Origin of the sequence: Dyadobacter sp. CY327 (assembly GCF_021390415.1) — a bacterium.
Lineage (GTDB): Bacteria > Bacteroidota > Bacteroidia > Cytophagales > Spirosomataceae > Dyadobacter > Dyadobacter chenhuakuii.
On record NZ_JAJUXJ010000001.1, the window covers coordinates 802,702 to 827,789 of the forward strand.

Below are 25,088 nucleotides of genomic sequence, written 5' to 3' on the forward strand. Positions count from 1 at the left end.
ACGCAAACGCAAAGACAATCAAATGAAACTGTTGGTAACAACAGCGTAATGGTGGCGGTGATGTTCGAGCATCATCGCCATTTATTTGCTTACTAAATGTCGCATCCCGCACCCTGGACAAACAGGGCCGTTCCGCGTCTTTCGTAAGTAATGTTGGCCGACTGGCAGATCAGATCCAGCTGCTGGAACAGCGTTAACCCATTCAAATCGCCTGTAAAAAGGCAGGAATCGGTTGAATCGTTTTCGAGCACGATATCAATTCCGTAAGATTTTTCGAGGGCTGAGAATACATTTTTCACAGGGACTTCGGAGAACGTGAAGCCATGTTCGGTTTCGCTGACCGGAACGACCAGCATCGGGTTTTCAATGATGGACAACTCTATTTTCTTCGATTTTTTATCAAAAACAATGCGCTGATTTGGCGTCAGGATCACACCGTTACGATTAACAACATTCTTAGCCGTTCCTTCATAAACGGACACGCGGCCCGTCTTCACCTGTACTTCCACAGACGCAGATTCGTCATAGGATTTAACCGTAAAACTGGTTCCCAGCACTTTTGTAACCAATGTGCCCGTCGAGACGATAAATGGCTTTGCAGGATTTCGTTTTATTTGAAAAAAAGCTTCGCCGTGTAAGTAAACAAGCCTGTTTTTCTTGCCGAAATGTTCGGGGTAACTAATGCTGCTGTTCTTTTGCAAAATCACAATGCTGCCATCTTCCAACGGCACATTTTGGGATTTGCCTGATGTATTTTTAATTTCAATAACGCTGTCATCAGGTAAGAAATCCAGTGCAGCAGTGGTTTCAGGCGTGTTTTTATTTGTAAAAAAATACCAGAACCCGATCACAACCAGCACCGAAGCCGCAGCAGCCAGATAAGGCCTCAAACGGACAACAATGGGCTCAGCGATCGTGTTAGCAACCAGTTTTTTCTTAATTCGCTTACCTATAACCGCCTTTTCGTCCTCGAAAACGGGTGTTTCGTTCAAAGGGTTATTTTTTAAATGTTCCAGAATGAAATCCTCTTCTTCCTGGGTTTGCTGCCCGGCAAGATATTTTTTCAGGGTTTTCTGGAAATCGTATTGATTCATTTTTAAGGGGTAAGGTCTCAATTATCTGTCTGATAAATCCAAAGATTGTCTTTCAGGACTTTCAGGGACTTGGTAATGTGATATTCCACAGCTTTTTCAGAAATGTGGAGTTCTTTGGCAATGTTCTTAACAGACCGATTTTCAAAGCGGCTAAGCTGAAACACGCGGCTCGTTTTCTCCGGCAATTTTTTCATCGCCTTATCAATGGCTTCGGAAAGATCATTAAATTCAATGTTCTCCTCCGTCGTCGAAATCTCGTGGATCTTGTTCAGAAGCACATATTCCTGGTATTTCCGCCAGGTAATCTGCGATTTGATGTGATTAACGACCAAATATTTCAGTGCAATGACCAGATAGGAGCTCAGATGCGTGATTTTACTCTCTAACCTTCTCTTCCAAAGGCTTTCAAACAAGTCGTGCACCAGTTCTTCTGCTTCTTCCTTGGACCCTGTCTGGTGAAATGAAATGCAGTACAACTTATACCAATAACGGTCATAGATCTCCTCAAAAGCGCGTTTATTGCTTTCGGAAAGCTGAACGACCAGTTGTTCATCGGTAAATGTTGGCTTCATCTGAACCTTTAATGTGGCCTGGATTTGTGGCTGCAAAGTTATAGTCAAGCAACCTGCAATTATCCCTAAACCATTTTATCATATTTTTAATAATTTTTAAAAATACGCATTTCGCAGATCGTTTTATTCACATGGTAAGATTGGTGTTTCCCGGAATGGAAGGCGCCTGGGGCGATAGGGGATTTTGGTTTCTTAAAAAATTAATATTTGGCATTTGACAAAATGTTTGCTCGGCATCAAACTTATTCTTAATTTTGCCCGGCAAATAACAATAGTTTATTTGCTATGAGCACAGACCCATCCAAAGTCCTCTTCGAGGCGCTAACGTACGACGACGTTCTTCTAATACCTGGTTATTCAGAAATTCTGCCTCGCAACACAACAACAAAAACCAAGCTAACCCGTAACATTGAGCTGAACATTCCGCTTGTTTCCGCTGCAATGGATACCGTTACCGAATTCGACCTGGCGATTGCCATGGCGCAAGAAGGAGGGATCGGGATTATTCACAAAAATATGTCTCTCGAAGCTCAGGCTGAGCAGGTTAGGAAAGTGAAGCGCTCCGAAAGCGGCATGATCCTCGATCCGATCACCCTTTCGGACACAGCGACATTAGGTGACGCGCACCAGATCATGCGCGAGTTCAAGATCGGCGGGATTCCCGTTATTGACAAAGACCACAAGCTTATCGGCATCCTGACAAACAGGGACTTGCGTTTCGAAAGAGAAATGAACAAGCCTGTAACAGAGATTATGACAAAAGACAAGTTGATCACCGCTTCCGATGGTTTGTCACTGGATGACGCAGAGAAAATCCTTCAGGAATACAAAATTGAAAAACTGCCGATCGTAGATTCAGAGTACAGACTGACGGGATTAATCACTTATAAGGATATCCTGAAACGTAAATCGCACCCGAATGCATGTAAAGACGAATATGGTCGTTTGCGCGTAGGCGCTGCGGTTGGTGTTACGGCCGATTTGCTGAAACGCGTCGAAGCATTGGTTAAAGCCGGTGTGGATGTGATCAGCCTGGATACGGCTCACGGACATTCCTTGGGCGTAATCGAAGCATTGAAATCGGTAAAAGCACAATTCCCTAAACTCGATGTAATTGCTGGTAATGTGGCCACAGGCGCAGCTGCCAAGGCACTTGCAGACGCTGGTGCAGACGCGGTGAAAGTGGGCGTTGGACCTGGCAGTATTTGCACAACCCGTATCATTGCCGGAATCGGCGTTCCGCAGCTTACGGCGGTTATGTGGGCAGCTGAGGCATTGAAAGACACGGATGTTCCCGTTATCGCGGATGGCGGAATTCGTTTCTCCGGGGATATGACGAAAGCATTGGCAGGCGGCGCAAGCACCATTATGATCGGTTCCATGCTTGCAGGAAGCGACGAAGCACCGGGCGAAATCGTGATTTACGAGGGACGGAAATTTAAAGCATACCGCGGAATGGGATCAGTGGAAGCCATGGAAGATGGATCGAAAGACCGTTATTTCCAGGATGCTGAGGATGATGTGAAAAAACTGGTTCCGGAAGGCATTGTGGGTCGCGTTCCTTTCAAAGGCAAGGTTTCCGAGATTGTATATCAAATGGTTGGAGGCTTGAAAGCGGGAATGGGTTACTGCGGAGCGGGTGACATTGCATCATTGCAAAAAGCACAATTCGTAAAAATCACATCAGCCGGCGTGAGAGAAAGTCATCCGCACGATGTGATGATCCAGAAAGAAGCACCGAATTATTCTTCGAAATCGTAAGCAGTTAGTAGGATTGACATAACATGAAAACGCCTCGTGACAAAATGTTACGAGGCGTTTTTTATGTTTATTGTATCTCAAAAAAAGCGAATGCTGGTTACGCTACATTCGGTTTTGCAAATCTGCTTTTCAGATATTGATATATCATTGGGAGGATTGAGAATCCGATAATTCCGAAGATAACCAGTTCAAAGTTCTTTTTAACAATCTCCATATTGCCGAAGAAATAGCCCAGCAATGTAAGTGAAGGAACCCAAAGAATCGCTCCGATTACGCAGTAAACGATGTATTTTGAATAATTCATGCTTCCCGCACCAGCCACGAAAGGCGCTACTGTACGAACGATCGGGATGAAACGTGCCATGATTACCGTGCTTCCGCCATGTTTTTCATAGAATGCTTCGGTTTTTTCAAGATATTCCCTTTTCAGGAATAGAATGCGTTCCCGCTTCTTGATTTCTCCCCCAAATTTTTTCCCCACGAAATAATTAAGATTGTCTCCTAAAAGCGCCGCAACGATTAGAATGATAATGATCAGCCAGACATTAAGGCCGGTCCCTTCGTTGGCAGCAATGGCGCCCGCAGCAAATAAAAGTGAATCACCTGGCAGCAATGGCATAATTACAAGGCCAGTTTCTGTGAAGACAATGAGGAAAAGAATTACGTAAGTTAATGTTCCGTATTCCTCAACAATGTTGAATAAATGCTTGTCGAGATGTAGGAAGAAATCGACGAATTGCGTTAAAAATTCCATAGGTATGTTTTGGTGGACTAAATATTTTGAAAGGCGCAGAAACTACTTGGAATCAATTTTCCATTTCTGTTTGGTCTTTGCATTCAGAAAGTGATTGAATGTATCACCACGCAATCCAAGGCGGATTGTTTCGAGTGGAATAAGCTCGCTTGGAGCAATGTTTCCTAAATTTACATTGGCACCCAGGAGTTTCACAAACCAAACCTGCTGTGATTTTTGGGGCGCCTCCCAAAGCATATCTTCGAATGCAATCTCGGTGAGGATCTCTTCTACCAAACCCTGGCGAACTTCGCCACTGGCACGGAATAAACCAACATTACCAGACTCGCGCGCCTCTCCGATCACTTTCCATGCACCCGCCTGCAATTCCGATTTGATCAGCTGGATCCATTTGTAAGGAGGGATAATTTTATTCTCATCCTTTGAACCAACCTCAGAAAGGACCGTAACCTGCTGGGCCAGCGTGCGAATGAACTCACATTTTACATCCTGGTTCATTTCAATCGACCCGTCCGAAACTTCGGCGTATTTGAGGTCATACTTGTCGAGCAGCTTCCGGTAATCGTCAAACTGGTTTCTTACCACAAAAGCCTCAAAAAGAGTCCCGCCGAAGTAGACCGGAATGTTTGCGTTTTTATAGACCGCCAGTTTTTCGTTGAGATTCGGGCTTACGAAAGAGGTCGCCCAACCTAGTTTTACGATATCAATATAGGGGGATGCAATGGATAGCATATCTTCTGTTTCCCTGACACTCAGTCCTTTATCCATTACCATGGTGATCCCTTTTTTCCTGGGCTTTTCAGAACGGGCAGGAACTTGCGATAACGTAAAATTCATATATGGGTATGCTTTTATCTCTGGCAAAAACTTCGGCAAAGGTAGCAATTACCTTTGATACGTCGCAATAAAATCCACATCATTGAGTCTTTTCCATGTATCTTTCTATGATAATTACTATTTTTAAAATATTTCATTGCAAACTGTCAACTTACAAATTTAAATGGATTCACAAGCTAATCCTTCCGACTTACTGCCTGAAAGTCGGATTGATCTATTACTTCAGTGGAAAGGAAAACACATGGCCGGCAACTTTTCGCCTGTTGCAAAGTGGCTGAACGGAAAAGTGATCGATGCTTCGGAGGGCGCCCTGGAAATCGAGTACGAAGTCCGCGAGGATATGTGTAACCCAATGCGCACCTTGCATGGCGGAATCGCGTCTACTATTCTGGATGATATCGTTGGCACAATGGTGTATGCGCTGGGAGGTGAATTTGCTTTTACTTCCGTGAATCTGAATTGCGATTTCCTGAATCCGGCTTTCCCGGGTGACGTGCTTACAGCAAAGTCGACGGTGGTGCGCAAGGGAAAAAATATTATCCATGTAGAGGGCAAGATTTTCAAGGAAGATGGCCGGATCGTCGCCAAATGCACGAGCAACATGATCCAGACCGGTTTTAAAATTCCGTCCCCGTCTGCCGGGTAATGTTCAGGCAACATATCTTTGTGTTATGGAAAAGCAATTTAATGATCTGCCTGTTCGCCGCCAGGAGCAATTAATGGCCTTCGACAGGCTGTTGACCATTATGGACGAGCTGCGTGAACAATGCCCATGGGACCGGAAACAAACCATGGACACATTACGCCATTTGACTATCGAAGAAACCTACGAGTTGTCCGATGCGATTTTGGAAAATGATTTGCCGGAAATCAAAAAGGAGCTGGGGGATGTTTTGCTGCACATTGTTTTTTATGCCAAAATCGGTTCTGAAAAGAGAGACGAGGGGATCCAGTTCGACATTAAGGATGTCCTGGATGGCATTGCTGACAAGCTGATCTCGCGGCATCCACATATTTATGGAGATTTCGTGGCGGAGGATGAGGAAGCTGTGAAGCAAAACTGGGAAAAGTTGAAATTAAAAGAAGGCAGCAAGTCTGTTCTGGGAGGTGTGCCTGCTTCTTTGCCAGCATTGGTTAAGGCCATGCGAATTCAGGAAAAAGCAAGAGGTGTTGGTTTTGACTGGGATGAAAAGCAGCAGGTTTGGGATAAGGTTCAGGAGGAGTTGCAGGAATTCAAAGAAAGTTTCAACATTGAAAATGGCGAGGTTATAGATCAGAAAGAAGCGGAAGGAGAGTTTGGGGATCTTTTGTTTTCTTTGGTTAACTATTCCAGATTCGTCGACATTAACCCTGAAACAGCCCTGGAACGCACGAATAAGAAGTTTATCAGGCGTTTTCAATATTTGGAAGAGGCAGCCCGTGCAAAAGGCAAGTCATTATCTGATATGACATTGGAAGAAATGGATGTATATTGGAACGAAGCTAAGGCGATCAAGATTTAATTTACTCACGTTTCTCGTTACTTTTTTAATTAATGGACGTCTAAACAGACGGCGCGCTATAAGTTGTAGTGTCGCATTCATTGTTTAACATATAACGAGATTTTTATGTACGTAGAAGAAAGACTGGCACAATTGGAAAACGTGACTAGCGGGCACGGAAAGCAAATCGAAATGGTAGCAGACGGATTAGCATCATTGACAAACCGCGTTGATCTCGGTTTCAAGGAAGTAAGAGAAGAATTTGGAAAGGTTGACCGCCGTTTCGCGCAACTCGAGGGCAAAGTAGGACGTATCGAAATAAAACTTACAGAACACGATGAACGATTTGATCGCATTGATCAGCGTTTTGAACAGGTTGACAAACGTTTTGAACAGATTGGTGAGCAATTCGTGCAACTGCATGGTGTCCTTACGGAGCTTGTAACCCTTGTTAAGAATAAATTGTAATTAATGTCATCCCACCACATAGTCAAAGAAAAACAGGAACCGGCGCTGATTATTGCTAACGGAGAAGCATGCAGTGAAGAACTTTTAGGGCAACTTCTTGAATGGAGTCCCTTCATTGTTGTTTTGGACCACGCGATTTACAGGGTTTTGGATTTGGGAATTAAAGTGGATGTGTGGATGGGTGACTTCGACCAGCAGCATGATTTTGATGCAATTTCCGAAAGACAGCACCCGATTGAGATCATCAGCACCCCCGATCAGGAGAAGACAGATCTTGAAAAAGCGATTGATTTCTTAATAGGCAGAGGTTTCCCGGCTGCTAACATTGTTTGGGCAACTGGTCGCCGGGCAGATCATGCCATCACTAACATTACCAATATGGTCCGCTACAAAGACCAGATCAGGTTAGTAATGTTTGATGATTATTCGAAGATTTTCCCGCTGTCCGGCACATTTGAAAAATGGTATGTTGCCGGAACACCCATTTCGTTGATTCCGGTCGGTGCAGTCGAAGGCATTGAAACTAGCGGGTTGAAATACAATTTACATAACGAAACCCTGACTTTGGGCCACCGCACCGGAAACAGCAACGAGGCTGAGGTGGATGGAATGGTCAGGGTTTCGGCCAAAAAGGGAGACCTTTTGATTATGGAATGCTGGGACCTACATTGATGCCGGCTTCGTTTCTTTTGACTCTACATAAAAATTCTTGTCGACGATCAGCGTCTTGATGCCCTTCGTTTTAAGGCTTTGCCAGCTGCCGGTCGGATAAAGCAACTCTTCTTTTCCGCCTATTTTTACTTTAACGGGCATGTCAAAACCTTCTACAACATTGGCCCAGCGATATTGAAGCCCTTTGTTACTAAATGAATATTCAAAAACAGGGATCCGGACATCACGCAGATACTGATCGAAAACTTTGCTAATGTTCCTACCCGCATGATCACTTACATAAGCCTCAATTTGCGACCCGTCGACAGTCTGGTGATAAAATGTTTTATTCAAACCCCGGAGAATCTGACGCCATTTTTCATCATCATTCACAACCTGCCGGATCGTGTGCAACATGTTGCCACCTTTGTAATACATATCCCTTGACCCTTCCTTATTCACTCCATAGGTGCCAATAATGGGACTGTCATTAGCAATCAGAGCTCGGGTTCCAATAACATAATCGGCACCGGCTTCTTTCCCGAAATAGAATTCCGTGTAAAGGTTTTCAGAATAGTTTGTGAAACTTTCATGGACCCACATATCGGCAACATCCTTATAAGTAATGTTGTTGGCAAACCATTCATGACCGCTTTCATGAATAATAATAAAATCCCATTTCAAGCCCCAGCCTGTGTTGGACAGGTCTTTGCCGAGGTAACCCATTTTGTAAGCATTACCATAGGTTACGGAACTCTGGTGTTCCATACCGAGATACGGAACTTCAACCAGTTTATAACCATCCTCATAAAATGGATAGGGCCCAAACCAATGTTCAAAAGCCTTCAGCATTTTAGGCGCTTGCTTAAATTGCTCCTTCGCTTTTTCCAGATTTTGGGGCAGCACATAATAACTCAGTGCCAAATCTCCTTTTTCACCTTTGAATGTTTCTTTCCAACTCACATAATTGGCCACATTCATATTTACACCATAATTGTTGATCGGATTTTGAACCGCCCAATTGAATGTATGCGAATCATCATTGTTCTCTATAACCGACCTCAGGTTTCCATTTGAAACGTCCATCATGTTTTTGGGGACCGTGATGCTGATGAGCATACTGTCGGGCTCGTCATACATGTGGTCCTTGCAAGGCCACCAGACGCTGGATCCCAGACCCTGGCAAGAAGTCGAAATGATGGTGTTTCCTTTTCCGTCCGGCACCCATTGCACGCCTCCGTCCCACGGAGGGCGTTTTGCTAATCTTGGCTTACCTGAATAAAACACTTCAATCGATTCCGTTTCTCCTGCTTCCTGCTTTTTAGTTAATGCAATAAAGAAAGCGTCTCCATCCCGCTTGTAAGTGAGCGACTCGCCATCCTGCGTAACCTTGGTAATTTGTAGCGGTTCCTGCAAATCGATTTGCAGGGTTTGATACGGTTTGATAACCTTGTAGACTACTTTCGTTGAGCCTGTTAATGTGCTGTCCTGGGCGTTGGGGCGCACACTTAAATGGTAATAAGTTAAATCCCACCAAACCCTTTCAGGTGTTATCGAGCCTCTTAATGTGTCGGCGTGGGTGAATTTTGTGTTCTGGGCCCAGCTGATGTTAGCAGCCAGCAGGAAGAAGCAAGCCAATATTTTTCGCATCTAAAAAAAGTTTTCTTATCGAGGTTAATTGCAGTTTTATTTGTCCAGAACTTCCATGTCGTTCAGTTCCGGGCCGCCGCCCCGGTTGGCAGATCCTGCGGCAATAAATATTTTTTTATTCAACGAAACAGCCTGCGTTCCATGACGCCCCTGGTGCAAGGAGGGCAATTTTTCCCATTTTTGGGTTTGTGTATTGAAAGCTTCAACTTCCTTATGCGCCTCCACATGCGCGTCACTTTCACCGCCGATAATCAGGATTTTGTTTCCGTAAACCACCGTCGTGTTGCCTGCTCTTAATGTTGGCAAATTATTAGATTCATCCAATGTCGACCATTTGCCCGTTTTGAAATCATATACATCCACTTCCTTGATCACCGTGTTCAAAACCTGGTTGATACGAGCGGTTGATAAGCGCCCGCCGGCAACATATAATTTATTTTCATAAACAGCCACTTGTACATGATCTCTTGGTCGGGGCGCATCGGGGAGTGTTTTCCAGGTGTTTGTCGCCGGGTCGAATTCATCAAACCAGGTAACCTGTCCGTCCCAATGTCCATCCTGAATGCCGCAAACGAGATAGATTTTATCATTTAAAACAAAGGCCCCCGCGGCGCCGCGCAAACGATTTTGCGGAATGGCAGCGCCTTTTCGCCATTCATTTTTGATGGGATTAAAGATGTAAATGTTTGGAATTGGCGTTTCGTGTGGATAACCGCCTGTAAATGCGCCCAAAACGTAAATTTCATTCTTATAAGTAACAGCTTGAAAATGGCTCATTTCCAGCGGTGTCTCTTTCAAATGTGACCAGGAATCTTTTTTGAAGTCATATTCGTCAACGGGCTTAACGCCGCGGCCACCTAAAAGATAGAGTTTCCCATTCGCCGTTGCCATTGCATTTTCGTGTCTCTTTTCGGGGAGATTCTCGGGCTCGGAAACCTTCCATATCTGTGCATATGCAGGGAGGATAAGGAGGGTTAAGGCAATCAGAAATATCGGGGTTCTTAATTTTGAGCTCATTTTATTCGCTTTTGATGTGGGTAAGGGATATTTTCTGAACAAATGCCTGGTCGGAAATATGCATCAAGGTACAAACATATTTTATAAAACAGAAAGACCAGCATAGGGCCGGTCTTTCTGTCAATTTTAGTAAATAAGGGGTTAATTTTTGCTGCTTATTTCTAATGCAGGACTTTCAAAACCCAGTTTTTTGAGCCCGTTTTGAACATCGGGATCTTTCATAAACAATTTCCAAAGCAAGCCTGTCCTGTAATTTTCGATCATCACAATGATCGGTCCCTGATCTATGGCAAGATGGGATTTGGCATACCAGTTCTGGCTCTCATTGAATGCATCAGTAAACCCATACTCACTCCAAATTTTATCACCCAAATCGTCATAGAAATGACGCAATGCTTTCATTGATTGCTCCGGCGTGTAAGGAAATGAAGAAAGCGCTGCCGTCGGTGTGATGGTGCCAAAATCGTTGGTCGGAGAATGTGCATTGTAGCCGTTGTAAGTGTCACTCGCGGTCAGCCCCCAGCTATTTTCTCCGTAACCTTTGAACTTGCCTGGATTGGCAACGCAATGTTTGTAATTAATCAGCGAGTGGTTTACATTCTGCTCCCAGTAATCGGCATACTGGTCTTTTAATTTCCTTGGGTCCAGGCCCAGGAATGAATAATGTGCAAAGAAAAGCGGCCCACCGTAATCAAAACCCAGCGGAAGTTTCACGCCATAGTATTCCTTTCCATTTTTGAAATGATCGCTTTGCGCCCAGCATTTATTGTAAACCTGAGCCGTAACAGGGTAACGGGGCGAAGAGGCAGCCATCACATATGTGATCAATGTTTCGTTATAACCCCTAAGCTCGAAATTCATGGCCCAACCATTGTTTGGGCTCCAATGCCAGTAAAGCTGGTTCGGATTTCCTCTTGTATACCAATCCCATTCTGCCTCATTCCATATCCACTGAATGCGGTTCCGGAGATCTCTTTCCACATCATTATCCCGGTCAAAATATTGCCTGGCGGCTAACATTCCCTGGAAAAGGAAAGAACTTTCCACCAAATCGCCACCGTCATCCTTACGGCCAAACGGCACTATTTTGCCCGTTGCTCCATTCAGCCAGTGCGGGAAAATGCCATGGTAATGATCGGCTTTGGCTAAAAATTTCATCATTTTTAAAAGTCTGGCCGAAACGGAATCTCGTGGCTGCCATCCTCTTTCCGCTGCAACGATCATGGCCATAATGCCAAATCCGGTTCCACCGGTCGTTACCACTTCATCACCATAATCGAAGGCAATGTTGCTCCGTTCGCGTGACATGCCGCTGACCGGGTGCCCGAATTCCCAGAAATAGCGAAATGTTTGTTTTTGTACTAATTCAAGTAATGCGGTGTCGGACAAGTTTTTAGGTCTGTCTGCGGGATTGAAAACCGCAGGCTTGGTAACATTACTTTTTTTCTTTTGGCCAAAACCGTCTATTGTAAGCAAGAGGAGAAGGCACACGCAGGTAAGGTAATAATAGGATATCTTCATGATTTCGTTGATTAAATAATTTACTAATTGAGGTTTGGACTGCTAAACCCCAATTTTTTCATCCCGGATTTAATTTCCGGCGCGCTCATAAAAAGCTTCCACGGAAGACCACTCCGATGGTTTTCAATCATGATAATGATCGGCCCCTGATCGATAGCAAGATAGGAATCGGCTACCCATTGCTTTTTTATTGAAAATGAATCATAAAATCCATAGTCACCCCAAAGCTGATCGCCCAGTTTGTAATAAAAGTATTTCAAAGCCTGCATAGACTCGTCGGGCGTGTAGGGGAAGGAGGAAAGTGCGGCTGTGGGCGCGATAACACTTTTGTCATTGGTTGGGGAATTGGCATTATAGCCGTTTGGAATGTCGCAGGCGGTTAACCCCCAGCATCGGTCACTGTATCCGTGATCATTTGGATCTGCTTTACAGTAATTATAATTGATCAAGGCGTGTGCCTTATTTTGGGTAAAATAGTTGGTGTATTGATCTGTGAGCTCCGTTGGGTTCAGGCCTAGAAAAGAATAATGCGAGAAGAAAAGCGGCCCGCCGGACGGCTCGCCAAGGGGAAGTGTGAGTCCGTAGTAGGAGCTTCCATTCACAAAACTGCCGTCATTGGTCCAGCCTTTGTCATAAACTATTTTAGGGATTGCATGTGTCGGCGAAGAGGCGGCCAGCGCATATGTGATCAGGCATTCATTCCATCCTTTGATCTGGTGGTTCATTTCCCACTGATAATCCGGGCTCCAATGCCAGTAAAGCACATTTTCGTTGCCTTTCCTGAACCAATCCCATTCCACGCCTTCCCAAATTGTGTTAATGTCTTTCCTCAAAGACGTTTCAGCAGGCGTTGACGCGGAAAAATACTGTCGCGCCATTAGCAAGCCCTGAATCAGGAAAGAAGTTTCAACCAGATCAGCTCCATTGTCTTTTTGACTGAAAGGCACAGCAACGCCCGTTGCGCCATTGAGCCAATGTGGAAACGCGCCATGGAATTTCTGTGACTTGTCTTTCAGGAATGTTACTATTTTCTGCATTCTTTCCAGTCCTTGCTCCCGCGTGATAAACTCCCGCTCAACTGCGATTGGAATGGTCATTATGCCAAAGCCGCTTCCGCCCGAAGTGACCACATCACCCGAAGAATTCCGCTCGCGGGCAAGTCCGCTGACCGGATGTCCAAAATCCCAGAAATACTTGAATGTTTGCTTCTGAACAAGGGTAAGGAGCTCATCATCAGATATTACTGGAAATTTATCCGTCGAATCTACTGATTCGGGTGCGGTTACCGATCCGGACGAATTCTTTTTATCGCAACCGGATACAAAAAGTATAAGCAATAGAAATCCGTGCTTCAAAAAGCCTTTGGTCATAATAGCATCGGTTGAGAAAACAAAAGGGAGTGAAATCGACGACTTCACTCCCGGCGACATTACATTTTCTTATTGTAGATTTCCGTGATCTCAGCGTCGTTCAGGGCTTTGGTGTAAACCCTGAACTGATCAAGCTTTCCGGTATAATGCAGCATCCATGCATCCGCAGGTGCTTTTATGCCAATGTGCTGCTGAAATCCGCCGATAACAAATTTCGAGGCATTGGTCATTTTCAATGGCCCTAAAGGCGCTTTGTCCTTCATAATGTTGGTAACAGACTCAGCGAGCGGTAATTTCTTCCCATCCACATAAGCAGCGAATTTCGAGGTCGTTCCATCATAAGTGTACGCAACGTGCTTCCATTTGCCATATGCATTTGGCCATTTGTTCAGGCCGTTTGCATTTTTCGTTTGATCAAACGTGATCCAGTTTCCTGCAAAGTTGAATTTTACCAGCATGGAGTCGCTTTTGGAAGTATTCCCTTCAATAAGCATGAAGGTGTTACCCCAGAAGTCTTCCGTATTGGGCAGCATAAAAACGCTTTGCGCGCCACCGTCATGTTTGGCCGTGTTCATCCAAAAAGCAATGGTAAAGCTTTCCATGGTTGCCAGCTTGCCGGCAGATGAATATTCAATTTGCCCGGTGGGAGAACCCTGATAAGCTTTTCCGCTGATTCCCTCTACATAGGAAACCCCGTTGGCAACGCCCCGGCTGCCCCAGATGCTATCCGTAGCAACGTCTTCAAAAGCCCACAGACGCTGCAAAGGACCGTTCAATGACGGATCGTCATCGGAAATCAGGACCAGCTCCGGCCTTTCAAAATTTTGGCAGGAAAAAATTGAAACGGCTAAACCAAGTATCCATAGCCGGGATGTTATATTTTTCATTTCAATGCGTTTAATGTTGATCAAAAAATAATGGCTCGACTATCAATACTCAGGATTTTGCACAAGCACGCCGCCCGATTTGTCAATTTCAGGGCGCGGGATCGGCAGGTAGCGATGGCGGTTTTGATAAAGATTTTTTCCGGCAGCATGCAAAACGTCTTCCGCAATTCCCCAGCGAACAATGTCAAAGAACCGCTCATTTTCCATCCCCAGCTCCACGCGTCTTTCCTGGCGGATCGCTGTTCTAAGCTGCGCCTGATTTCTGGTAACAACTTTTGGTAAAATCGCTGCATTCGTTCCACGAGCCCGGCCGCGAACCATTTCCAGCCAAGCCAGTGCATCCGTGATGTTTTGCTCGCCACCCACTTCGTTTGCAGCTTCGGCAGCCATCAGTAACACGTCAGCATAACGGATAACGCGTACATTCATCCATTGTCCAAAGCGGCTTGCGGTTGCTTCTCTCGTTGCTGGATTGGTGTATGCTTTCTTGTTCCAGTAGGCTCTCGGAATGCTTGTTGTAGCAGGTGGCACACTCTCATTATAAGGGGTATTCACCTGACCTGAATAAAGCAGGGTAGCATCTTTTCTTGGGTCACCTTTTTCGAATGCATCGGCTAGTGACTTGTTCGGCGTATTCCAGCCCCATCCCAAATCCCAAGCTCCCGAACCTCTCACGCCCTGGTGCATGGCATTTTCTATGCCCAGTGAAGTCTGTGTGATGGAATAAAATGCTTGCAGTTCAAATACGGATTCGGAATTGTTTTCACCCGTTTCTCTGAAAATGCCTGCATAGTCGCTTACCAGGGAATATTTGCTGGAAGAAATGACCTGTTTGGCAGCTGCCAGGGCAGCAGGCCAGTTTTTCCGCCACAAGTGCGTTTTCGCGTGCAATGCGTGAGCCGCACCGCTGGTAAGCCTTCCAATGTATTTAGATTCCCACGTTACCGGCAGCATTGCAGAGGCTTCTGTCAAATCAGCGTCAATGAGCGCGAAAATTTCATTTACCGGCGATTTAGGAATGTTAGCCTCAGAAGATTCACGCACTTTGAAATCGATTTTTGGAACATCACCATAGGTTCTGGCCAGATTGAAGTAGGCATATGCGCGCATGAATTTCGCTTCCGCCTTATTAACCATGGTTCCCGCATCTTGCGCACCCACTGAATCGATGTCGGAAATAACTGCGTTTGCTGCAATGATCAACGCATAGTGGTCTGACCAATAGCTGTTTAGAAGCCATTCGTCTTGTGTATATTGGAAATTGTCATAGAAGCTTTCCTGTGCAACGCCATCCGTTGTCGAGCTGCCTTTGTCGGCGTCATCTGACCGGAAATTATGGATGGCAAGATAAGGCATAGAGGAAACGCCGAAGGCACGCATTTTGGCATACACACCAAAAACCTGGCTGTCAAATGATCCTGCGGGAATGTCTTTTTCGACATATCGTCCCAACGGCTCGCGATCCAGGAAGTCGCTGCAACCGGACAGAACTAGCAGGCTGAAGACCGTCAGGATAGAGATTTTATTTATGAATTCACTTTTCATATTTCAATGAGATAAGATTTTTAGAAATTCAGGTTGATGCCGAATGTATAAATGACAGGCACAGGATAGGTTCCGTTGTCCACACCAAAAGCAGTAGTGTTACCGCCGATTTCGGGCGTAAATCCAGTGCTGTTGGTGAATGTTTTTAAATTTTGCGCATTCACATACAAGCGCAGGGATTTCAGACGGAGACTTTTCAATGTCTGAGAGGTGAAATTGTAACCAAGCTGCACATTTCTGATGCGGAAGAAACTGCCGTCTTCGATCCAGTATGACGAAGGAAGATAGTTATTGGCACGTGACGTGTTCAAAACAGGCTCCCAGTTTGAAGTGCCCGGCCCGTTCCAGCGGTCCATTCGTTCGGTTTGGTAATTGAATTGTGCGAATGTGCCACGGTTCCACTGACGGAAAATTTCATTTCCATAAACACCATTCAAATCAATACCCACATCAAAACCTTTGTATTTAGCAGAAATGGAAGCGCCATAGGTGAAATCAGGCGTTGGGTTCCCGATTAATGTCCGGTCCGCTTCTGTAATAGATCCGTCGCCGTTAACATCCTTGTATTTAATGTCGCCCGGTGAAACTTCTCCGATTGTACTGACAGGAGATTTGATGAACTCAGCTTCTGACTGGTAAATTCCGTCATGCACGTAACCCCAGAAATAACCGATCGGGAAACCTTCCGTCGTCCGTGAAGCACCGTTGATGATGTCATAGCCTTTGGTCGAAAGCTTCTGTACCTTGTTGTTAATGGTAGTTAGGTTACCACTGATAGAGTAGGAGAAGTCGTCTGTTACATCCTGGTTCCAGGTTGCAGCGAATTCAAATCCATGGTTTCTAACCTCGCCGAGGTTGCTCAAACCGGGAATTGTGCCTGCGATTCCGGGCACAAGAACCAGAATGTCTTTTGTAAGTTTGTTGTAATAATTTGCTTCAACCGTCAAGCGATTTTTCAGCATATTAAACTCGACGCCGCCTTCGTAGGCAAGCACTTTTTCCCAGTGCAGGTTCGGATCGGCAATGTATTCGTTTTGAAGCCCGGCAACGATATTTTCTCCAAAAACACCCGAATTGGCCGCGGTAAGCGTAGGGTAGGCGGGATAGCGATACTTGTCATCGATATTTTGATTACCCAAAATCCCGTAAGAGCCTTTCACTTTCAAGTAGTCGAAAACACTTTGATTTTTGAAAAAATCCTCCTCACTAACAGCCCATCCTAAACCAACTGCGCCGAAATCCTGCCATCTGCCTTTGCCAAGAAAAGCGGAACTGCCGTCCCTCCGGTAAGATGCGTTAACCAGATATTTTGATTTGTAGTTATAAAGGATACGTCCCAAATAGGATAATGTAGCTGATTCCCAGGCAGAACCGGAACCAGTCCTGGTTGCTGCATCACCCACATTATCTGTATACCAGAAACGCGGATCATTTGGAATGGCAAAGCTGCTTCCTTGTCTTACAGTGGAGGCAGTTTCTTCAAAGCTTCTGTAATAAGTCGTTATACCACCCAAAACAGTCAGGTCGTGGGCGCCGAATGCTTTTTTGTAGGTTAGCAGATAGTCTTGTTGCAGTTTTGGGAAAATATTTTGCTTTTGGTTCACAACGGTCTGTCTGACAACGGCATCCGTTTTGTCCTCACCTACGATCTCGGGATTATATGTGTTTACCAGCGGCTGGTAGTTGCGAATGGTGTTGAAGCCATAATCCGCATATAAAGAAGCTCTGAATGTGAAATCTTTCAGGAAAGTAAGTTCTCCATAAATGCTTCCAACTGCGCGATATTCTCTTAAAATCTCCGTGCGTTTCTGCAATTCAACATCTACAAGCGGGTTATTCACCTGTGCACGCTGAAAATCAGGCAATGTGTGATAGAGTCCGTATTGGTCGTTGAACACCGGTGCGATTGGTGCAGCCAGGATCGCGCCGCCTACATTCTTCTTTTTATCACCAAATGGCGTAGCGCGGTAGCCGCTGAACGTTAGCCCGAATTTCAGGTTTTTGTTGACTTGAAGTTCGTCGTTGATGTTCAGAGTCAATTTTCCGTATTTTTCGTGCTTGATATTTCCTTCTTCCTGCACCGTTCCGATGCCCATATAGAAGCGGTTCTTTTCTGTCGCGCCTGATATGCTGATGTTATTGTAGTTCAAAAAGCCGCTCTGGAAGATCTGATCCTGCCAATCGGTGTCGCCCGTCCAGTTTGTGTAGTTGTATGGCGCGCTACCCTGATTTGCAAGCTGTTCATTATAAAGCTCTTTGAATTGGGCCGCATTGGTCATGCTAATGCGGTCGGCAACTTGCTTGAAGCCTACGGATGAGTTGAAATTAACATTCAATTGCCCCGCCTTCGCTTTTTTCGTGGTTACAGCAATGGCACCGTTAGCGCCCCTTACCCCGAAAATTGCCAGTGAAGACGGGTCTTTCAAAACCTCAATGGACTCGATATCAGCAGGGTTAATAAAGTTAATGTTATCATTCAAGATCCCGTCCACAATGTAAACAGGCTTTACACCATTAATAGAGTTCGTTCCCCTGATCCGCACATCCGGTTCTTCACCAGGGCGGCCTGAATTCACAACGGACAAACCGGCCACTTTTCCTTGCAGTGAAGTGATTGGGTTAGCAGAAGGCTTATCGGCGATCTCAGCGCCTTTGATCGTTACAATGGATCCGGTCAGGTCCCTTTTACTGGCTGTACCATATCCGATCACAACAACTTCACCCAGTGCTTTTGCATCTTCTACCAATGCCACATTAATGGTCGTTTGTGTGCCAACCGTAACTTCCTGCGCCGTCATACCGATCATTGAAAAGACCAGTACCGATTGAGCAGACGGAACTGAAATAGCGTAATTCCCCTCGGCATCGGTCGGTACTCCTGTGGTTGTCCCTTTGATGAGAACACTGGCTCCGGGAAGAATGGAGCCGTCAGAACTTGACGTGACTTTTCCTGACACACTAATTTCCTGACCATAGCTGATGAGGCTGACGGACAGGAAAACCATCATGTACAGTAATCGTACAATAGTTTTCATTTAGGTTATAATTTGGTTGATTGAATTATTATAAGATTTAATTGTCTTCAAATTTAAGTTCCAAGACAACCAGTAATCAAATAAAGCACTACATCACCACTACATCAATGAGAATAATGCAAGCATTCGTGGCATTAAATTGGGTTTGTAAAGGATTAGTACAATGTGGCTAAATATCCATCATGAACTGAACGAGATTGCCATCCGTACCTAATCCCAGTTTTTTGCGTAGCCGGTAGCGCTTTATTTCCACACCCCGGATTGAAATTCCCAGAACAGGCGCCATCTCCTTGGTCGAAAGATTCATGCGAAGGCACGCCGCCAGGCGGAGCTCAGAGGGGGAAATTGTTGGAGCGATGTGACGGAGGCGCTTAAAGAATTGTTCATGGACTTCGTCGAAATTTTGTTCGAAAAGCATCCAGTCGTCCTTTCCGGCTACATTTCGCTCAATGCTATTCAATAGTTTCTGATAATGAATGTTCGGGAGCTGCTGGCCCATTTCGGCTTTAACTTGCTTTAATTCATCCCGTATTTCTTCCAGAATTTCATTTTTCCGTACAACATTAATGGCAATGTTGCTGAGCTGCTGGCTTTTACCTTGAATGTCGCTCTGCAATTTCTCATTCTGGATCTGCATGATTTGCCTTTCGTTGGCAAGCTGTTGCTGGCGGAGTTTCTCTTCCTGCTCCCGCATAAGCCTGTTCCGATGCCGGCGCAAGCGTTCTTCCTGGTAAAGGATCAGCCCTACAAATACGAGCCCTATCAATGCTATGAAAACGATCTTAGCGATTAATGTCTCGCGCCAGTAAGGCTGAACACTGAACTGATATGCTGTAACACGATCATTCAGGTTGCTTTTTACTTCAAATGTGTATCTCGTGGATTCGAGATTTGTAAACTCCACAAAATTCTGGTCTGTCCATTCCGACCATTGATCCGACAGTCCGCGAAGGCGATATTTATATTGTGTGCTCTGCCCATACACCGGCAATGCAAAATTGATCCGTAACGAGCGCACATTAGAAGGGAGCGCGGGCTTTCCCAGAATGCTGAATGATTGCGACAAATTCCTGAGGTTAGCAACCTTTCTGACGATGGGCGAAGCTGGCGGTTCAACGTTTTTTGCGCCGGAAGTTCTGTTATAAAGCGCATAGCCATTATCCAGACAGAAGAAATAATAGTCCTTAGAGACTGGAATAATGGTTTCACTGTTGCGGATCAGCGCCAGCGGCAGGTTGTGGACCTGGTTATCCGAAGCGTAATATGTGATCCGGTTAATGAACACTTTGAACCAATCACCATTCACGCCTGTGCGGATCTTGAATGCTTCGTCTTCACTATGCTGCGCGAAATCAGTGGAGACCTGCAATTTGTCGTTCGCATCAGGTTGCAGGAAAACGGAGCCTGAACGAACATATAAGCGCTTTCTCCATTTCATGATCTCCACTGCGAATTCACCGGGCAAATCGGCAGGCGCCTTGAATTCTTTCCACTGGTAAGCGGAATCCAGCGCGGGCGTGAGTTTAGCCATAAATAAACCTCTGTATGCATGTCCGAGCCAGAAAGCGCCTTTTTCGTCCCGGACGATCTGCCTGACGGGAATCGGGGAGATGCCTTTGACGGGATATGCATAGGTCCATTGCTGGCTACTATTCTTTTTGTAAACATGCAATCCATTGTAAGAACCTTGCAATAAAAGCGTTTCCTGACCGGATTGAATGGGCAGCATCACCCAACCTCCTGTAATGTTGGAAAGCTTCGTAATGCCTTGTTCATTAATGCGGTAAGTTGCATCGTTATGCCCGCAAAGGAGCTGGTCATCAAAAACTTGCAGGTTCCAGGTCTGGCCTTCCAGGCCGGGAACCGGCTGGAAAGGCTCGGTAGAAAGCCATTTTTTTACAAAAACACCCTTATTGGAGCCCACATATAATTTACCCCGCCAGATGGCAGCAGCATACGTTGAACCGAGCGGATTATCATTGGTCTGGTAGGAAATGACGGGTGACGACATTTTGAGCATATCAATTCCCTGATCCAGACCGATCCAAAGTTGATTGCGGCGGTCCTCCGTCAATGCCAGAACGGTGTTGTTTTGAAGGCCGGTCTCTTTGTTGAAATGATATTTCAGCTTGCCATTTTTCTCAATCACATAAACGCCCGACTGAATCGTGCCGAAAACCAGGCTGCTGTCCTGCCTGAGCATTACTGCCCTGTTGATAATGTTCGTTTTAAGTTCTTCTGAAAGCGGAATTTTCCAGGGACTAAGCAAGCCATCTTTCCAAAAAAACAAGCCGTGTTTGAATGTTGTGATCAGGATCTGGCCATTCGAGAATGGTAATATGGCTGAAACGATCACAGCCGAAAGTGGTTCCGTACCAGCCAGCTTTTCAAATTTCTTGCCTTTCAACTCATAAATCCCTTTACCTATTGTTGGCAGGAACAGCCGGTTTTGTACAAATCTTAAAAACATGAAATTTCCCGGCGTGCTCAACTCCGTAATGTTCTGACCATCGTACCGGTAAATCCTTGAAAAGGATTGGAAGTAAATATGTGTAGGCGTTTTGGTAATGTGCCAGATTTCCTCTGTTTTGAGGCTGGCGAAGTCGGCGCGCTTGCTGAGGGAGTGATATTTCAGCTGGCCATCGAATTCTTTTTTCCAATAACCAAACTCTGAAAAGCCACCGACATAGATCCGCTGTTCATTTGGACTATTTTGTTTGAAAACTTTGCCCATAAGCATGTTCGGAACGGTTTCATCGCAGAGCACAGTCCGCACTATCTGTCTGTCGGGCAACGGATAGAGCTTCCATGCAGCGCCATCGTATTCCATAAGGCCATCCGAATTGGCCGCATAAATGATCTGATCGGAAGTCTGGTCAATGGCCCAATTCTGATTGTGCGCCTTGTAAATTGCCGACGAATAGTTGATCAGAGGCGGGGTTTCCTGGGCCTTTGCGGCGAATATGATTGCAAAAAAAAGGAGTAAAGCCGTCCACAATGCAGCCTTATGATTTTTAGTTAAATATAAAAAAGGGTAGTGTGTCATCTTTTTAACATGCTATTCGCTATTGGAAACTATAACGTCAATTAATGAAAAAAGTACTCTCTCTCATCTTGCTCAGCGCGTCCTTAACCATGGCGCAAGTAAAGCCAACCGACGACAATACAAGGAACGATATCCGCTACAATCTTAATGATTCCGGCTCACATTACGTCAAATTCACTTTCACCAACCAAACCTGGCTCCGGTTCGACGAAAGCAACCCCGGAACCACCGTTTTAGGCGATCCCAAATCCAACACATTCGACATCGGCCTGCGCCGGACGCGTGTGCAGCTTTTCGGCCAGGTCACCGACCGGATATTTTTCTACACGCAGTTTGGAATGAACAATTTTAATAAAGTGAGCGCATTCCCGGCCTATAATAATGCAGGAACACCCAGCAACCGGAAAATTGCCGCTTTCTTCCACGATGCTTTGGGAGAATATGAAGTGCAGCGAAAGGGCGCCAACTTCATCCGTTTCGGTGGCGGACTAACCGTTGTGAATGGTCTTTCCCGTTTTTCCCAGCCAAGCATCGGGACCATCTTGACCATGGATGTTCCTGTTTTCGCGCAGGCAACAGTGGATCAAACGGATCAGTTTGCGAGGAAACTTAGCGTTTACAGCCGAGGGCAGATCGGCAGGTTGAATTACCGCGTAGATGTGGCGGATCCGTTTCCTATAGAAACCAATGGTGCCGTTCCGCCAGCTCCGGGCTTGAATTCCGTTTTTGCACAACGTAAAAACCACAAGCAGCTTCAGGGTTTATTGATTTATAACATATTTGATACAGAGGACAACACTACACCGGGATATATGACCGGGACATACCTAGGCAAGCGCAAAGTTCTGAACATTGAAGCGGGTATTATTTCTCAAAAGAATGCGACATGGCGCAGGGAAAACGCAGATACAGTTTACAATAACATGACGCTGTGGTCTGTGGCCGCATTTATGGATATGCCTTTGAATAAAGATAAAGGAACGGCGGTTTCGGCATATCTGGGCTATTTTAATACGAATTATGGCAAAGGTTACCTGCGTTACAATGGGATTATGAACCCTGCAACGGGCACAACACAGGCCATTCCGGGCGTAGGCGCTACGCATGGCAATGCTTACCCGATGTTTGGGACAGGGAGCGTCGTGTATGCGCAGGCAGGATATAAATTTAGGGATGGATTACTGGGAAGTCAGGGCACATTAATGCCATATGCTTCCCTACAAAGTTCTGATTATGAACGTTTGCAGGATGCTTTGAACGTTTATAATGTTGGTGTAAACTGGCTTATCAAAGGACATACCGGCAAAATCTCACTCAACTACGAAAACCGGCCGGTGTACCAAGCCAGCACGGTTGCCAACGAGCTCGCTGCGTACACGCGCAGAGGAACATTCGTGCTGCAATATCAGATTTCCATCTAATGTGTCCCCAATAAAAAAATGTCATCGATGCAGAAAAAGAAATTCTGCATCGATGACATCCCCAAAAAATTACCCGTCATCTTAAGATGACGGAAATGCCAAAAAATATTATTTATTTTTTGGCATTATAAATTTAATGCTCCGTTCATGGATCTAACTGCCTCTGCTGATTTTTCAAAAGCAGCTTTTTCTGAATCGGTTAGTTCGAGCGGGATGATCTTTTCCCAGCCTTTTCTACCTAGAACAACAGGCACGCCCATACAGATATCATTCTGGCCATATTCGCCTTCCAGATAAACGCTGCATGGAACAATGCGTTTCTGATCGCGCACGATGCTTTCAACCAAAAGCAATGTTGCCGCACCCGGCGCGTACCACGCCGAAGTTCCGATCAGTTTGGTCAATGTTGCGCCGCCTACCATCGTGTCAGCTGCCACTTTTTCCAGTTCGTCAGTAGAAAGGAAATTGCTTACCGGAAGACCATTGTAAGTCGCCAGCCTTGTCAACGGGATCATTGTGGTATCGCCGTGACCACCGATCACCATTCCGTGGATATCCAGCGGAGAAACGTTCATGGCTAATGCCAGATACGTTTTGAAACGTGCGCTATCCAGAGCACCGCCCATTCCGATCAGTTTTTCTTTTGCTATGCCCGATTCTTTCAGTGCCAGGTAAGTCATTGTATCCATAGGGTTGGAAACAACGATAATGATGGCATCAGGCGAATATTTAAGAATATTTTCAGTAACTCCTTTTACGATTCCTGCGTTGATTCCGATCAGCTCTTCACGTGTCATACCAGGCTTGCGCGGCAGGCCGGAAGTGATTACAACGACATCAGAACCCTTGGTTTTTTCATAGTCGTTGGTTGATCCTACGGGTTTGGTATTGAAGCCCAGCAAAGCTGCTGTCTGGTACATATCCAGTGATTTTCCTTCGCTTACGCCTTCTTTTATATCCAGTAGAACGACCTCCTCAGCCAACTCACGACGAATAATATTATCGGCAGTAGTTGCACCAACGGCGCCTGCTCCCACAACAGTAATCTTCATAAAGAAATATGGTTAATTGTATAGAAATTAATGCTTTTTAAATTTTCTCCTAAAAGTAGGACACATAATTTGTTTAAACCAAGCGGAATGTAATTTTTTGCCGGAAAAGTCCGGGGCTCGATCCGAAATGCAATTTTTTACGTATCTTAATAGTTATATCGGCATTATTAACCACTTTTTCTTGCTGTATACGATGAGCAACGAGTCAATGATATCTAGGATATTAAAGTCAATTTTTTTCAAGAAGGCAACCGGAAAGGCCGGCCGTTATGTGCACAATTCTGCGCGGCTGTTTGAACTGGCGAAGGATGTAATGGGCAAAATGAATCAGGTTGGGTTCAAAGGCGGCCTGGCCGAAGTGGCCGGCAGTGTCCAGGTTTTGATCCGGATGGTAAGAGCTTATGCTTCCGGAGAATATAAGGGCTTGCCATGGAAAAGTCTAATTTCGGTGGTTGCGGTGCTGATCTATTTTGTATCACCTATTGACCTGATTCCTGACTTTCTGCCCGTAATTGGCATCGCAGACGACGTCGCATTGATCGCTTGGCTGATCAAGACACTGGGCAGTGATATTGCAAAATTCAGCCAGTGGGAAAAGAGTGAAAAAACGATTAACATAGGATAAAACAGAACCGTTTAGTAGTTTCTGTAGAAAAGAATTTTTATTTTTGTAAACATTAAAAAAGAAACAGACATGGAATCAGTAACCGTTTTGGCATTTATGGGATTAGGTGGACAAGAGATCTTTTTGGTTGCCTTGTTCGTTTTACTATTCTTCGGTGCGAAGAAAATTCCTGAGTTGATGCGCGGTTTGGGGCAGGGTATCAATGAATTCAAGAACGCTACTAAAGACGTTAAGGAAAATATTGAAAAAAGCATGGAAGACCCCAAATAACGCTTCCATCTTATTGAAAGTTATAACACAG

21 protein-coding genes are annotated in these 25,088 nt (G+C 45.2%); 8 read left to right on the plus strand and 13 right to left on the minus strand.

All coding sequences use genetic code 11. From position 1 onward, the window contains the following. Positions 1-92 precede the first annotated feature (92 nt). On the minus strand, positions 93-1,094 hold the full coding sequence (locus LZG74_RS03470) for a FecR family protein (protein WP_233795217.1): 1,002 nt from the start codon (positions 1,092-1,094) through the stop codon (positions 93-95). 17 nt (positions 1,095-1,111) lie between these two features. Next, complete coding sequence (locus LZG74_RS03475; RefSeq protein WP_233795218.1) at positions 1,112-1,702, minus strand: RNA polymerase sigma factor; 591 nt, start codon at positions 1,700-1,702, stop codon at positions 1,112-1,114. 249 nt (positions 1,703-1,951) lie between these two features. Here LZG74_RS03475 and guaB point away from each other — a divergent pair, with 249 nt between their 5' ends. Continuing rightward, positions 1,952-3,427, plus strand: coding sequence for an IMP dehydrogenase (gene guaB / locus LZG74_RS03480; RefSeq protein ID WP_233795219.1), 1,476 nt, complete (start codon positions 1,952-1,954; stop codon positions 3,425-3,427). A 97-nt stretch (positions 3,428-3,524) separates the two neighbouring features. On the opposite strand, the gene LZG74_RS03485 is transcribed toward guaB, so the two are convergent. Both LZG74_RS03485 and LZG74_RS03490 read right to left on the minus strand, forming a co-directional pair. Further along, a complete protein-coding gene (locus LZG74_RS03485) occupies positions 3,525-4,181 on the minus strand; it encodes a DedA family protein (RefSeq protein WP_233795220.1) in 657 nt (218 codons plus the stop codon). A gap of 42 nt (positions 4,182-4,223) precedes the next feature. Continuing rightward, the gene (locus LZG74_RS03490) at positions 4,224-5,018 is read right to left on the minus strand and encodes a phosphosulfolactate synthase (protein ID WP_026631322.1); all 795 of its coding nucleotides are present in this window, start codon (positions 5,016-5,018) and stop codon (positions 4,224-4,226) included. 163 nt (positions 5,019-5,181) lie between these two features. Between LZG74_RS03490 and LZG74_RS03495 the strand changes: the two genes are divergently transcribed. The 4 genes from LZG74_RS03495 (at position 5,182) to LZG74_RS03510 (ending at position 7,639) form a co-directional block, all read left to right on the plus strand. Continuing rightward, positions 5,182-5,664 (plus strand): PaaI family thioesterase, encoded by a 483-nt coding sequence (locus LZG74_RS03495; protein WP_233795221.1) that lies wholly within the window; start codon positions 5,182-5,184, stop codon positions 5,662-5,664. Positions 5,665-5,689: 25 nt separating this feature from the next. Further along, complete coding sequence (mazG, locus tag LZG74_RS03500) at positions 5,690-6,520, plus strand: nucleoside triphosphate pyrophosphohydrolase (RefSeq protein WP_233795222.1); 831 nt, start codon at positions 5,690-5,692, stop codon at positions 6,518-6,520. 105 nt (positions 6,521-6,625) lie between these two features. Continuing rightward, positions 6,626-6,967: a hypothetical protein gene (locus tag LZG74_RS03505; protein WP_233795223.1), complete on the plus strand. Its 342-nt coding sequence runs from the start codon at positions 6,626-6,628 to the stop codon at positions 6,965-6,967. A 3-nt stretch (positions 6,968-6,970) separates the two neighbouring features. Continuing rightward, entirely contained in the window at positions 6,971-7,639 is a 669-nt protein-coding gene (locus LZG74_RS03510; protein ID WP_233795224.1) for a thiamine diphosphokinase, read from the plus strand. Here the strand turns inward: LZG74_RS03510 and LZG74_RS03515 are convergent. The 8 genes from LZG74_RS03515 to LZG74_RS03550 form a co-directional block, all read right to left on the minus strand. Next, complete coding sequence (locus tag LZG74_RS03515) at positions 7,631-9,268, minus strand: M1 family metallopeptidase (protein WP_233795225.1); 1,638 nt, start codon at positions 9,266-9,268, stop codon at positions 7,631-7,633. The two genes, LZG74_RS03510 and LZG74_RS03515, sit on opposite strands and share 9 nt — an antisense overlap. A gap of 36 nt (positions 9,269-9,304) precedes the next feature. Then, the gene (locus LZG74_RS03520; RefSeq protein WP_233795226.1) at positions 9,305-10,285 is read right to left on the minus strand and encodes a kelch repeat-containing protein; all 981 of its coding nucleotides are present in this window, start codon (positions 10,283-10,285) and stop codon (positions 9,305-9,307) included. A 141-nt stretch (positions 10,286-10,426) separates the two neighbouring features. Then, positions 10,427-11,806 (minus strand): glucoamylase family protein, encoded by a 1,380-nt coding sequence (locus tag LZG74_RS03525; protein ID WP_233795227.1) that lies wholly within the window; start codon positions 11,804-11,806, stop codon positions 10,427-10,429. Between the two features lie 23 nt (positions 11,807-11,829). Further along, complete coding sequence (locus LZG74_RS03530; protein ID WP_310589276.1) at positions 11,830-13,176, minus strand: glucoamylase family protein; 1,347 nt, start codon at positions 13,174-13,176, stop codon at positions 11,830-11,832. A gap of 59 nt (positions 13,177-13,235) precedes the next feature. Next, complete coding sequence (locus LZG74_RS03535) at positions 13,236-14,063, minus strand: LamG domain-containing protein (RefSeq protein ID WP_233795228.1); 828 nt, start codon at positions 14,061-14,063, stop codon at positions 13,236-13,238. Positions 14,064-14,105: 42 nt separating this feature from the next. Continuing rightward, positions 14,106-15,608 carry a RagB/SusD family nutrient uptake outer membrane protein gene (locus tag LZG74_RS03540; protein ID WP_233795229.1) on the minus strand — a complete coding sequence of 501 codons (1,503 nt, stop codon included), beginning with the start codon at positions 15,606-15,608 and terminating at the stop codon, positions 14,106-14,108. A gap of 20 nt (positions 15,609-15,628) precedes the next feature. Then, a complete protein-coding gene (locus tag LZG74_RS03545) occupies positions 15,629-18,643 on the minus strand; it encodes a TonB-dependent receptor (protein ID WP_233795230.1) in 3,015 nt (1,004 codons plus the stop codon). 169 nt (positions 18,644-18,812) lie between these two features. Next, positions 18,813-21,689 (minus strand): triple tyrosine motif-containing protein, encoded by a 2,877-nt coding sequence (locus tag LZG74_RS03550; RefSeq protein WP_233795231.1) that lies wholly within the window; start codon positions 21,687-21,689, stop codon positions 18,813-18,815. Positions 21,690-21,733: 44 nt separating this feature from the next. On the opposite strand from LZG74_RS03550, the gene LZG74_RS03555 reads away from it, so the two are divergent. Continuing rightward, positions 21,734-23,110, plus strand: a complete 1,377-nt coding sequence (locus LZG74_RS03555; protein ID WP_233795232.1) for a hypothetical protein — start codon at positions 21,734-21,736, stop codon at positions 23,108-23,110. A 125-nt stretch (positions 23,111-23,235) separates the two neighbouring features. Here LZG74_RS03555 and mdh read toward each other — a convergent pair whose 3' ends face one another. After that, on the minus strand, positions 23,236-24,162 hold the full coding sequence (gene mdh / locus LZG74_RS03560; protein ID WP_233795233.1) for a malate dehydrogenase: 927 nt from the start codon (positions 24,160-24,162) through the stop codon (positions 23,236-23,238). Positions 24,163-24,370: 208 nt separating this feature from the next. On the opposite strand from mdh, the gene LZG74_RS03565 reads away from it, so the two are divergent. Continuing rightward, complete coding sequence (locus LZG74_RS03565; protein WP_026631333.1) at positions 24,371-24,787, plus strand: YkvA family protein; 417 nt, start codon at positions 24,371-24,373, stop codon at positions 24,785-24,787. A 69-nt stretch (positions 24,788-24,856) separates the two neighbouring features. After that, positions 24,857-25,057, plus strand: coding sequence for a twin-arginine translocase TatA/TatE family subunit (locus LZG74_RS03570; protein WP_026631334.1), 201 nt, complete (start codon positions 24,857-24,859; stop codon positions 25,055-25,057). The last annotated feature ends 31 nt before the right edge of the window (positions 25,058-25,088 follow it).